Consider the following 12555-nt stretch of genomic DNA (forward strand, 5'->3'; position numbering starts at 1 on the left):
GTAAAAATGAGGCTTAATACTAAAAATTATATATTATCTCAAACCTTCATCATTTTTAAATGACAATAAAAATTGTATTTTGGTCGTATCCTTGTTTACCTCTACTTATGAAAAAATGGCTCATTATTGTGATTGCTTTTTGGTGTTTTTCTCTCGGAAGCACAACAAATTGATATTGTCGATTTTAAAAGTTTACAGACGCAATTAGTTATTTTACCCGATTCCGCAAAGGTTTACGGTACTGTAAACTATGCCTTTGAAATACTTAAAAATACCGATTCCATATACATTGACGCTATAAACATGAAATTTTCAGAGGTTTTTATTGATAATAAAAAAGTAGCATTCCATAACGATTTGAAGAAGGTTTGGTTGAAATCTTCTTTTAAGAAAAATGAGGTGTACAACCTCACTTTAAAGTACGTCGCTTACCCTAAAAAAGCCCTGTATTTTGTTAAGCATAATAACGATTGGCAGATATGGACACAGGGTCAAGGGAAATATACTAGTCATTGGTTACCAAGTATCGATGACATGAATGATAAAATGGAGTTTGACCTCTCCATACGCTATGATAAAACTTATGAGGTTATCGCTAATGGGAAATTAACACATAAAAAAATAAACGATTCAACCGTTCAATGGCATTATGATATGCAAAAACCCATGTCTAGCTATTTGGTAGCACTAGCCATTGGAAAATACAACAAAAAAGAATTGACTTCTACAAGAGGTATCCCAATAGAACTCTATTATTACCCGGAAGATTCAAGTAAAGTAGAACCCACCTACCGGTATACAAAAGAGATGTTCGATTTCCTCGAAAAAGAAATCGGGGTGCCATATCCTTGGCAAAGCTATAAACAGGTTCCTGTAAAAGACTTTTTATATTCAGGGATGGAAAATACGAGTCTCACGATCTTTAGTGATGATTTCATGATTGATAAGATGTCTTTTATAGATAAAAATTATGTAAATGTGAATGCCCACGAACTGGCACACCAATGGTTTGGAAATTTGGTAACCGAAACCGATGGCAAACACCACTGGTTACAAGAAGGCTTTGCCACTTACTATGCATTACTAGCTGAGCGCGCTATTTTTGGTGATGATTATTATTACTGGCAATTGTATACGTATACGCAAGAGTTACTTGCCCAAGAAAAAGCGAATCAAGCGACCGCATTACTAGATCCAAAAGCCAGTAGTACAACGTTTTATAAAAAAGGCGCCTGGGCATTACACATGTTAAAAGAGAAGGTAGGAGATAGGTGCTTTAAAAAAGCGGTAAAAAATTATTTAGAAAAATATGCTTTTAAAAATGTAACAACAAAAGATTTTATTACCGTAGTCGAAACCGTTTCAGGTCAAGATTTGACAGCTTTTATTAACCAATGGTTACTTTCAAAAGTCCTACCTGTAGACGCCATGTATGTTTCCTTGTTTAAGAATGCGTTAATTAAAGATTATGAGGCTATAAATTGTAATATTGACGATTGTAAAAAAAGCTTTCAAAAGCCATTCCCTCTAGAATTAAAGAAAAAATAATTGCTCAAAATCCGAACTTATTACTAGTAAGTTATTTCAAAAAACTGATATTAAAACTCGTCAGGCTATCGCACAACATCTCACTACTATACCTGCAGCATTAAAAACAAATTACGAATCGCTTCTCAGTGATCAATCGTATGTCACGGTAGAAACAGCATTGTATAATTTATGGTCGCATTTTCCGGAAGAACGAAAAAAATATTTAGATCAAACAAAAGACATTATTGGTTTTAACGATAAAAATGTGAGAACCCTTTGGTTGGTTTTAGCGTTGAATACGGAAGACTTTAACCCAGATAAAAAACCGTAATATTACAATGAATTGGTACAGTATACATCAGCGTTCTATGGCTTTCAAGTGCGTCAGAAAGCATTGAGTTATTTAGAAGCCATTAACGTTTTTAATACTCAAGCTCTAGAGAACTTAATAACCGCTTCAGCCCACCATAACTGGCGGTTTAAAAGTTTTGCTCAGGAATTATTAGAAAGACTTTCAGAAGATGAAAGATATGAGCAGATTATTGCTAATTTGCAGGTTGAAGGTAAAAATTAAATGTCAAAAAATGTCCTTAGTTTAAACGATATTCAATACAATAGGACAGAAATAAAAAAAGAAGCAATTGAAAGCATTGGTTATATCCGGAGGAGGAAGTAAAGGCGCATTTGCCGGCGGCGTGGCACAGTATCTTATTGAACAAAAAAAGAATAAATACGAACTTTTTATAGGCACGTCTACAGGAAGTTTATTGGTGTCGCATTTAGCATTAAATAAAGTTGAAGAAATTAAAACCATTTATACGAACGTCACTCAAAATAATATATTTAGCCTGTGTCCGTTCAAAATAAAGAAAAAAAAGGTGTGGAAACCATTGGGATCCATCATTTAAATATTATAAAAAATTTCATAAAAGGAAGTAAAACCTTTGGGGAGAGTTTTAATTTAAGAGCATTAATAAGGGCATCGACCTCTGAGGCAGAATTTGAAAACTTAAAACAGAGTGGTATTGAAGTCGTGGTGACGGTTTCTAATTTATCCTTAAATCAAGTGGAATACAAATCTATAAAAGAATGTACCTATGAAGAGTTTTGCGATTGGACGTGGATTTCTTGTAATTACACACCTTTTATGTCGTTAGTAAAGAAAAATGGCTGTGAATATGCCGATGGGGGATTGGGCTCTATGGTACCCATAGAGGAAGCTATAAAGCGAGGCGCTACTGAAATTGATGCGATTATCTTACAAACAGAAGTGTCACAACTTAATAGAATGCCTTCTCTAAACGCCTTTTCTTTATTAACCAATATGTTTAATTTCATGTTAGATAGAATTGAGAGCCGGAACATACGAATTGGGAAATTTGTGGCCTCAAATCATGATGTCATTATAAATTTTTATTACACCCCCACAGTGCTCACCACAAATTCATTAATATTCGATAAAGAAAAAATGGCAAAATGGTGGCAAAGCGGTTTTAATTTTGCGAAATACACCAATAAAAAAACCAGTCAAATAGAAATAATAGAATGAAAGCACTAGTCATTTCTCGGAGGAGGAAGTAAAGGCGCATTTGCAGGAGGTGTGGCCCAATACCTTATTGAGCAAGAAGGAAAGAATTATGATATGTTTCTTGGAACATCAACTGGGAGTTTGTTAATTCCCCATTTGGCTGTTCACGACATTGGTAAATTGTATGATATTTTTACTCATGTGAATCAACATACCATATTTAGTATTAATCCTTTTGTGGTTAAAAAGAAAAAAGGTCGTGAATATGTGTCTATTAATTATTTTAATACCGCACTGCAATTTATAAAGAAGCGGCGTACGTTTGGCGAAAGCAAAAATTTGCGTAGGCATATTAAAAAGAACTTTACTAAAGAAGAATTCGATTGTATACGAGCAACAAAGGAAGATGTTGTAGTAACGGTTGCTAATTTATCTAAGAACAGAACAGAATATAAGTCTATAAATGATTTTGATTATGAAGAGTTCTGCGATTGGATCTGGATTTCCTGTAATTATATTCCGTTTATGTCTTTAGTGAAAAAAGATGGTTTTGAATATGCCGATGGGGGTTTAGGTTGTGTTATTCCTATTCGTGAAGCTATAAAACGTGGTGCAACCGAAGTGGATGCCATTGTTTTAGAGAGTGAAGAATTGGATTATAATAAAGTGCTAGGTAAAAATCCGTTTTCTTTAATGATTAGTTTGTTCGGACACCTCTTGGATCAGGTAGAAAAAGGCGATATCGCTATTGGTAAACTGGCTGCAGAGTATAGAAATGTCAAATTGAATTTATACTATACCCCCTCTAAATTAACCGAAAACTCATTAATATTTAATAAAAGTTTAATGGAAAAGTGGTGGCAAGAAGGGTTTTATTATGCCCAAAGTAAGCACGACAAAGGACAATCTATGGACGAGAGTGATTCTTTAAAAAAGATAAAAAAAGTTTAATTTAAACTACCACAGTTCGCTTATTTCTTTTTTGATATAGGATAAGGCTGCGTTGCTAGGTGCCGCTTTATCCATCATTTCAGTGAGAATAGCCTCTCTAAGTTTCTCTGCCGTATCCATTTTGTCGCTCATTCCAACTTTTCTTATCAGTTGAATTGTTGCGCTTTTAGAGGCGTTTATGATACTCCAACAACTATCGCTTATATATACTTGTTGCGATAAATTGTGCTCAAATTCCTGTTCAATACTACTAATTAATAAAGTTTCGTAGTCATTTTTGTTGCTTGAAACTGGTGCAATTCTTAACAATAACTTATTGGGGTTTATACGCTCTAAAAATAATGTAAAACGCTCGTAGGCTTGGAAACGTTGAGGTAGAGACTCTTTCTGTAATTGTTTATGAATTAAAAACATACGTCTGTTGTCTTCGTTTTGAATGTGCTCTCTAAAGAATAAAAAAGCAATGGCCCCAACGATTAATGAGGGTATGGCGAACATAATTAAGTTTAGTAATTGGTCTTCCATTAAATTGTGTTTTAGATATAAGACAAACTTAATGCGTTTTATTTTATTGTACAAGCGATGGGGTGATAGTTGGTAAACACAAGTTTTCAATTTTGTAAAATTATCGAGATCATTAGGGTAACAAAAACGAAAGCAAGGGTATATAAGTCTATAAACAATGAATGTTAAACAATTAAAATTTTTAAATTATGAAAATTGCAAATACAAGTTTTAGATTTATGCTTAGCCTAATGATGGTGTTAAGCACCTTATTTACGTCATGTGAACCTCATGAAAATAGCGACCCTTTTAACCCAGGAGAAAATAATGAAACAGGATTGGATTTAGGTTCTAGTATCCAACGCGATTTTATGGGAAGAATTGTTGATGAAACAAATTTGCCTATCGAAAATGTTATGGTTACCATAGGAACAAAAGTGGCATCAACAGATGCAAACGGTATGTTTATTATTAATAATACCGATGTAAAACAAAAACAAGCATTTATTATAGCCCAAAAACCAGGTTTTTTAAATGGAATGCGTTCCGTTGTACCGACACAAGGTGTCAACCGGATTAAAATAATGTTGATTACAGAAAATCTAGCTGGTACAGTTGCTTCGGAAGCACTAGTGAGGTTACCTTACCTAATGGGACAAAAGTAAGTTTTGATGGTAACTTTAAAGATGAAAATGATAACCCTTACTCTGGTAGCGTGGCTGTTTATATCTATTATCTAGATCCATCAAACCCAAATGTAGAAGCGCTTATGCCAGGAAATTTACAGGCTGAAAATGCAAATGGAGAAGCACGTGTTTTAGAAACTTATGGGATGATAAATGTTGAATTGAAAGGGGATGCGGGACAAAAGTTAAATATTGCAGACGGCAGTGTCGCAGAAATTGAACTGCCATTAGACCCAGCACAAACAGGTATTGCACCCTCAATAATTTCGTTATGGCATTTTGATGAGGTTTATGGGTATTGGGTAGAAGATGGAGAAGCTACTTTAGTGGAGGGGAAATATATTGGAGAAGTGTCACACTTTTCTTGGTGGAACTGTGATGCACAATTTCCTACAGTTACCTTATGTCTAAATTTAGTAGATAATGCTACTAGTCCAGTTTCTAATGTGAAAGTTGAGTTATGGAGGAGTGGTGCTGTTTATCCAAGAACGGGCTTCTCTAATGGTAATGGCGAAATTTGTGGTTTAATACCTAAAAACGAAACCTTAACCTTAAAAGCATTTAATCAATGTGGAGATATAGAGTATACCACAACAATAGGCCCTTTTTCAATGAACACCAATTTAGGAGACTTAGTATTGTCTTCTGCCGTATCTGCTACTATTACAGGTAATTTGGTAGATTGTTCTAACATAAATGTAACCAATGGGTATGTCGTATTAGATTATGGAAATCAATTAGCGACATCTCCAGTAACAAATGGTGCATTTACATTTTCGGTACTACAATGTCCTGCTGTTCTTGATTATACATTAGAAGGGATAGACTACGATACTTTTCAAACAACAAATGATTTAATATTTAACTTTACAAATAGTAATGTTGGTAATATCATAGCATGTAATGCTGTAACCGAATACATTAGTGTTCAGGTAGACAGTAATCCAATAGATTATTATATTACAAGTATAGATGCAGAGGCTAACCAACAAGGAGTAGGCTTTACAATAAGTGCACAGTTAAGTTCGGGAGCGGCTAATGAGTGGTTTTATGTTGGATTAGGGGCTGTAACACCTGGTAATTATTCTCTAGCTCAGTTTGGCTTGGAAGCCACAAATTTAGATATGGATTATACTGTGTCTAATAATTTACAGCTAAACTTGGCCAGTTATGGTAATGTAGGGAATTATATTGATGCTACTATTAATGGGACATACACAGATTTGTCAGGAAATATTAGAACACTTTCTGTTACTATACATGTATTAAGAGATAGTTAAAAACTAAAAATAGGTTCTAATTATAAGCCATTTCTTAAAGAGAAATGGCTTTTTTATTTACCTATTTCCTCCTAGATACTGGCAGTCTTTTAAAACCTGCATACCACTAAATGGGACAGGTGTTTTAATGTAGCCATAGGTTTTATCTAATTCTTTAGAAAGATTATGGTCATCTACATTAATATCAACGTCAGTCATTTTAAATTGACAGGGATGTTCATACCCTGTTGCATGTGTAATCTCTACCAGTTCCTTTCTAAAGGTTTTAAAATATTGTGATAAACGCTCAGATTTTAAAGTGGGATCTATACCATTTTGTAACCATTTGTTTTGCGTAGCAACACCACTAGGACATCGATTGGTATGGCAAATTTGTGCCTGTATACACCCAATACTCATCATGGCTTCTCGTGCAACATTAATACAATCGGCTCCCATGGCAAAGGCCATTGCTGCTTTAGCTGGAAAGCCTAGTTTTCCACTACCTATAAACACGATGCGTTCGGTTAAGCCTTTTGATTGAAATAATTTATACAAATCACTAAACCCATACACCCAAGGTAAACTCACGTGGTCTGCAAAACTTGGAGGCGCTGCACCTGTTCCTCCTTCGCCACCATCAACGGTAATAAAATCAGGACCCTTGCCCGTTTTCACCATGATATCTGCTAATTCTTCCCATTGTCCTAATTTACCAATAGCGGCTTTAACACCCACAGGTAATCCTGTTTTTTCAGCAATAGCCTCAATAAAATCAACCATTTCAGGAATAGTACTAAACGCCTTATGGTTGGGAGGCGATAAGACATCTTTACCGACTTCAACCCCACGAATTTCAGCAATCTGGGAGGTTATTTTTGCGCCGGGTAAAACGCCTCCCTTTCCGGGTTTAGCGCCTTGTGATAATTTGACTTCAATGGCTCTAATAAAGGGGTTGTCTTCAACGAGTTGTACCATTTTTTCCATCGAAAAACCGCCATCTGCTGCACGCACGCCAAAGTAACCCGTTCCAAAATGAAACACCACATCTCCACCATTTTTGTGGTAGGGAGATAAGCCTCCTTCGCCCGTATTGTGGTACGCTCCAGCAATTTTAACGCCTTTGTTTAAGGATTCTATGGCTTTTGCAGAAAGCGATCCAAAACTCATAGCCGATACATTAATTATTGAAGCTGGACGATAGGGTTTCCTTCTTTTATTATAGGCCCCCATAACTTTAGCACAGGGTAAAAATGTTTTATCTAAAGAATTTGGATGCTCTGCATTTATTTTAAAAGGGAGCATGGCATTATTTATAAAAACATGCTGGTGTGCATAAATATCTCTGTCGGTACCAAAACCCTCGTAATTGTTCTCTTTTTTTGCAGAAGCATAAATCCAACCGCGTTCAATACGATTGAAAGGCAATTCTTCCCTGTTATTAGCAACAAAATACTGTCTCATTTACTGGACCAATACTTTCAAGCCAATAGCGTAAATGCCCAACAACCGGGAAATTATGGCTAATGCTGTGTCTGCGTTGAATGATATCTCGAAGCGCAACAATTACTATAGCAATGAGTATCCAGAGCCACCAAGAAATATTTAAAAAATAGTTAAGTAAGGTGTTCATTACATTTTGGTTTTAAAGCAAATATAAAGTTTATGCTACAAACTTTTTCTGCTACAAAAAGAAAACGCAAGTGGATTGTCATGAGTATAAATTTACGTTTGATAAACGACTAGGAAATATTGCTCGAGTCTATTTGGTTTCGTTTTTTTAATAACAAAAGGGAGTCCACCCTAAAGATTTGTTTCTCAAGAATTTCGAAATTATAAGACGTGTTTAGTAGTAATCCTTAGTTATAAATTACTGTAATTTTATAATTCTTAGGGCTAAGAATGATATTTTAAATAAGAAGGGATTACTCTTTTAAATTGAAAATGTTTATAATTTTTAATAAAACTAAAGGGCTTAAACGACGACAATACTTATTTTTACCATTTAAAAGCAAAGCCAATTTGGAAAAGTATTTAAGTCAGTTAAACGAAGCACAATTAGAGCCTACTATTCAAAAGGATGGACCAATGATCATTATCGCTGGTGCAGGATCTGGTAAAACACGTGTGTTAACCTATCGTATTGCTTATCTCATGAGTCAAGGTGTAGATGCCTTTAATATTTTGGCTTTAACCTTTACAAACAAAGCGGCTAAAGAAATGAAAGGGCGTATTGCCCAAATTGTAGGCGATGGAGAAGCAAAAAACCTTTGGATGGGAACCTTTCACTCTGTTTTTGCCAAGATTTTACGTTTTGAAGGCCATCATCTCGGCTTTCCCAGCAATTTCACCATTTACGACACTCAAGATTCTCAAAAACTTTTAGGTTCCATTATTAAAGAAATGGGACTAGAAAAAGATATTTATAAAACAAAGCAGGTATATAGCAGGATTTCTTCTTATAAAAATAGCTTAATAACAGTTAAAGCCTATTTCAAAAATCCGAACTTATGGAAGCCGATGCCATGGCAAGACGTCCTAAAATGGGAGAGATTTATGCAGAATATGTAGACCGCTGTTTTAAAGCAGGGGCTATGGATTTTGATGATTTATTACTAAGAACCAATGAGCTGTTAACACGATTTCCAGCTGTTTTGGCGCAGTATCAAAACAAGTTTCGTTACATACTCGTCGATGAGTATCAAGATACAAACCATTCACAGTATTTAATTGTGCGTGCTTTAGCCGATCGTTTTCAAAATATTTGTGTCGTTGGTGACGATGCACAAAGTATTTATGCCTTTCGTGGCGCAAACATCAATAATATTTTAAACTTTCAAAAAGATTATGATGATGTTAAAATGTATCGCTTAGAGCAGAATTATCGCTCTACAAAAAATATAGTGGGTGCCGCAAATTCTGTTATAGAACATAATAAAACGAAATTAGATAAAGTCGTTTGGACAGCAAATGATGAAGGCGAAAAGGTGAAAGTACACCGCGCTTTAACCGATGGTGACGAAGGGCGTTATGTCGCTAGTGCTATTTGGGAAGAAAAGATGAACCATCAATTGCCAAACAGTGATTTTGCCATTTTATATCGTACCAATTCGCAGTCTCGTGCCATGGAAGATGCCTTACGTAAGCGCGATATTCCGTATCGTATTTATGGAGGTACGTCATTCTACCAACGTAAAGAAATAAAAGATGTTATAGCCTATTTGCGATTAATCCTTAATTCTGCAGATGAAGAAGCGTTAAAACGTGTTATTAATTATCCTGCCCGCGGTATTGGTCAAACCACTATAGACCGATTAGTGGTTGCTGCAAATGCTACAGGAAAAACGATTTTCGGATTGTTAAAAGACATAGATACTATAGACCTCAATATTAATGGAGGTACAAAAAATAAACTAAGAGATTTTGTGAGCTTGATTGAAAGCTATCAAGTGATGAATCAAACAGCAAATGCCTTTGATTTAGCAGAATACGTTACAAAAACCAGTGGTTTAATTAGAGAATTTAATAAAGATGGAACACCGTGAAGGTGTCCTGAGGCTTGAAAATGTTGAGGAACTTTTAAACGGTATTAAAGATTTTGTTGAAGGCCAATTAGAAATTGCAGATTCTAAAGACGATTTAGCAGAATTTTTAGAAGATGTCGCTTTGGCTACAGACCTAGACGGAGATAAAGGAGATCCAAATCACGTAGCATTAATGACCATTCACTCATCTAAAGGCTTGGAGTTTAATCAAGTATTTGTGGTGGGTTTAGAGGAAGATCTGTTCCCAAGTGCTATGAGTATGAATACCCGTAGCGAATTGGAAGAAGAACGTAGATTGTTCTATGTCGCTTTAACAAGAGCTGAAAAGAAGGCCTATCTAACCTACGCATTATCACGTTACCGCTGGGGGAAACTAGTAGATTCTGAGCCCAGCCGTTTTATAGAAGAAATAGATGATGAATTTTTAGATATCATCACACCAATAGAAGAAAGACGCATCAATCCCATGTTATCCAAGGATATTTTTGGAGATGTTGAACCCAATAAAATTAGATTTAAAAAACCTATACAACCTAAATTCCAAAAGAAAGTGGCAAAAAAGAAAGAACCGGTGAACTTCGAAATTAGCGCGCCTAAAAAACTTAAAAAAGCATCAGAAATTTCAAGTCCTAAGGATGCCAATTTATTTGGTGGAGAACTAACCGTAGGCAATAGAGTAAAACATTTAAAATTTGGAAGAGGTGAAGTGCTTAAAATAGAAGGTAAAGGCACCGATGTAAAAGCCGAAATTAATTTTGAGTTTGGTGGTATTAAGAAATTATTATTGCGTTTTGCTAAATTGGAGCTCATAGGCTAACTTGTAGGAATGGACTGCTAAGAAGATGATTTCAGGATAGAAATAGTCTCTAAATGCCATACTAAGGACGTAAATGAATGCTTTATTAAGGACTGACTTGTAAAAAAGACTTTTAAAAATTTTAGCATACTAAAAAATAGTGTTTACTTTATCACACGAAAGGTAATCATTCTTGTTATGGCTGAATTTATTAAAATTTACGAAGAAAATCCAAACCCTAAAGAAATCAAGAAGGTAGTGAATGTGCTAAAAAACGGCGGACTCATAATCTATCCCACCGATACCGTGTACGGTTTGGGGTGCGATATTACCAATACAAAAGCTTTAGAACGAATCGCTAGAATAAAAGGAGTGAAATTAGAGAAAGCAAACCTTTCTTTTATTTGTCATGATCTTAGTAATTTAAGTGATTATGTAAAGCAAATTGATTCATCAACCTTCAAAATTTTAAAACGCGCCTTGCCTGGACCTTATACTTTTATTTTACCAGGATCAAAATCATTGCCTAGTGTTTTTAAGAAAAAAAAGCAGGTTGGTATTCGTGTTCCAAACAATAATATTACAGTAGAAATTGTAAAAGCTTTAGGGAATCCATTAGTGTCTACTTCAATACGCGATGAGGATGAGATTTTAGAATATACTACAGATCCGGAGTTGATTTTTGAGAAGTGGTTTAATCTAGTTGATTTGGTTATTGATGGGGGATATGGCGGTAATGAGGCCTCGACAATTATTGATTTAACAGAAGCAGAACCTATAGTGATACGAGAAGGGAAAGGGAGTTTAGGGATTTTTTAGTTGCATCCTAAGTCTATTTGTGACTGTAAATCACTATTAGGAATGCAGTTACCGGAAAAGACTTCAGTCGGGACATAACGCTCTAAATTAGCGTCATATAATGCATTCTCTATAAAAGCAACCACGTCATTAATTTCTTGTTGAGATAGATTAAGATCTACAAAATCTGATGCCAACTGAGTGTCCGGAACATTATTATTTTGCTTTTCACCACTAACAATATAAGTAATGACTTCCTGTAATGAGGGAAAAGTACCACCATGTCCATAAAATCTGTTTGATTTTAAATTGTATAAATTAGGAACCTTAAATTTATAATCGTCGGTGCTGTTATTTGTAAAACCACCTCGCCCTTTATTTCTAATAGTAAAATCTTCAGGATCGATTATTATACCATTACTCTGGTCTATGTCACTCATACCTAATGCGTAAAACGCATTCGATTTTAATGCAGGTCCAGTATGACAGTTAACACATCGCGCTTTATCAAAAAATAAGATAGCACCTCTTTTTTCCGTTTTACTCATTTGGTTATATTCTCCTTTCAACCAATCTTGCCAAGGGGCCTCATTGGCCAAAAGGGTTCTATTATATGCAGCGATGGCCAAGCCTGCTGTTATTTGTGTGTAGCGTTCATTTTCACGGCAGATCAGGAAAAGCAGCGTCAAATAGTGCTCTATATCCGTAATTAGCGACAAAATCTTCATCAATTCTCAATCTATGGGCAGTCTGTCCCGCCATACCTTGGGTTTCTAATCCTTGATAACCTAGTAAGTTTTCAGGAATGTTATTCGCATTTTGAGCAATGTAGGGTGCGTTTATCCCCGTGCCACCTAATGCGCCATTCCGGAGCATGACCTCTTGATAAGCAGAATTTAAAAGACTTGGCACTTTTATGGGTTCAATATCTACAGAGTCTATAGGCATGCTTTGATCT

Annotated in this window: 9 protein-coding genes and 4 pseudogenes; 9 read left to right on the forward strand and 4 right to left on the reverse strand. The window is 35.3% G+C overall.

Going from position 1 to position 12555, the window contains the following annotated elements; all coding sequences use genetic code 11:
- The first annotated feature begins 132 nt into the window (after positions 1 to 132).
- The 5 genes and pseudogenes from N7U66_RS20805 to N7U66_RS20825 all read left to right on the forward strand — a co-directional run bounded on the left by N7U66_RS20805 (position 133) and on the right by N7U66_RS20825 (position 4009).
- On the forward strand, positions 133 to 1548 hold the full coding sequence (locus tag N7U66_RS20805) for a M1 family metallopeptidase (RefSeq protein WP_313791332.1): 1416 nt from the start codon (positions 133 to 135) through the stop codon (positions 1546 to 1548).
- Between the two features lie 160 nt (positions 1549 to 1708).
- Entirely contained in the window at positions 1709 to 1861 is a 153-nt protein-coding gene (locus N7U66_RS20810; protein ID WP_267676772.1) for a hypothetical protein, read from the forward strand.
- Positions 1862 to 1873: 12 nt separating this feature from the next.
- Positions 1874 to 2104 (forward strand): hypothetical protein, encoded by a 231-nt coding sequence (locus N7U66_RS20815; protein WP_267676773.1) that lies wholly within the window; start codon positions 1874 to 1876, stop codon positions 2102 to 2104.
- Positions 2105 to 2171: 67 nt separating this feature from the next.
- Positions 2172 to 3079: pseudogene (locus N7U66_RS20820) on the forward strand (patatin-like phospholipase family protein).
- Positions 3076 to 4009: pseudogene (locus N7U66_RS20825) on the forward strand (patatin-like phospholipase family protein). Before N7U66_RS20820 ends, N7U66_RS20825 begins: the two co-directional pseudogenes overlap by 4 nt.
- A 6-nt stretch (positions 4010 to 4015) precedes the next feature.
- On the opposite strand, the gene N7U66_RS20830 reads toward N7U66_RS20825, so the two are convergent.
- Positions 4016 to 4534 (reverse strand): DUF7935 family protein, encoded by a 519-nt coding sequence (locus N7U66_RS20830; protein ID WP_267676774.1) that lies wholly within the window; start codon positions 4532 to 4534, stop codon positions 4016 to 4018.
- A gap of 188 nt (positions 4535 to 4722) precedes the next feature.
- Here N7U66_RS20830 and N7U66_RS20835 point away from each other — a divergent pair, with 188 nt between their 5' ends.
- Positions 4723 to 5178 (forward strand): carboxypeptidase-like regulatory domain-containing protein, encoded by a 456-nt coding sequence (locus tag N7U66_RS20835; RefSeq protein WP_267676775.1) that lies wholly within the window; start codon positions 4723 to 4725, stop codon positions 5176 to 5178.
- A gap of 50 nt (positions 5179 to 5228) precedes the next feature.
- Positions 5229 to 6479, forward strand: a complete 1251-nt coding sequence (locus N7U66_RS20840; protein ID WP_267676776.1) for a hypothetical protein — start codon at positions 5229 to 5231, stop codon at positions 6477 to 6479.
- 57 nt (positions 6480 to 6536) lie between these two features.
- Here the strand turns inward: N7U66_RS20840 and N7U66_RS20845 are convergent.
- Positions 6537 to 8091: pseudogene (locus N7U66_RS20845) on the reverse strand (FMN-binding glutamate synthase family protein).
- A 389-nt stretch (positions 8092 to 8480) separates the two neighbouring features.
- Between N7U66_RS20845 and N7U66_RS20850 the strand changes: the two are divergent.
- Positions 8481 to 10820 (forward strand): annotated as a pseudogene (locus N7U66_RS20850) (ATP-dependent helicase).
- A gap of 177 nt (positions 10821 to 10997) precedes the next feature.
- Positions 10998 to 11618 carry an L-threonylcarbamoyladenylate synthase gene (locus tag N7U66_RS20855; RefSeq protein WP_267676777.1) on the forward strand — a complete coding sequence of 207 codons (621 nt, stop codon included), beginning with the start codon at positions 10998 to 11000 and terminating at the stop codon, positions 11616 to 11618.
- Here the strand turns inward: N7U66_RS20855 and N7U66_RS20860 are convergent.
- Together N7U66_RS20860 and N7U66_RS20865 are read right to left on the reverse strand one after the other, a co-directional pair.
- Complete coding sequence (locus N7U66_RS20860; RefSeq protein ID WP_267676778.1) at positions 11615 to 12226, reverse strand: cytochrome-c peroxidase; 612 nt, start codon at positions 12224 to 12226, stop codon at positions 11615 to 11617. The two genes, N7U66_RS20855 and N7U66_RS20860, sit on opposite strands and share 4 nt — an antisense overlap.
- Positions 12227 to 12257: 31 nt before the next feature.
- Positions 12258 to 12545 carry a hypothetical protein gene (locus N7U66_RS20865; RefSeq protein ID WP_267676779.1) on the reverse strand — a complete coding sequence of 96 codons (288 nt, stop codon included), beginning with the start codon at positions 12543 to 12545 and terminating at the stop codon, positions 12258 to 12260.
- Between the last annotated feature and the right edge of the window lie 10 nt (positions 12546 to 12555).

The organism is Lacinutrix neustonica, assembly GCF_026625145.1.
Taxonomy (GTDB): domain Bacteria; phylum Bacteroidota; class Bacteroidia; order Flavobacteriales; family Flavobacteriaceae; genus Lacinutrix; species Lacinutrix neustonica.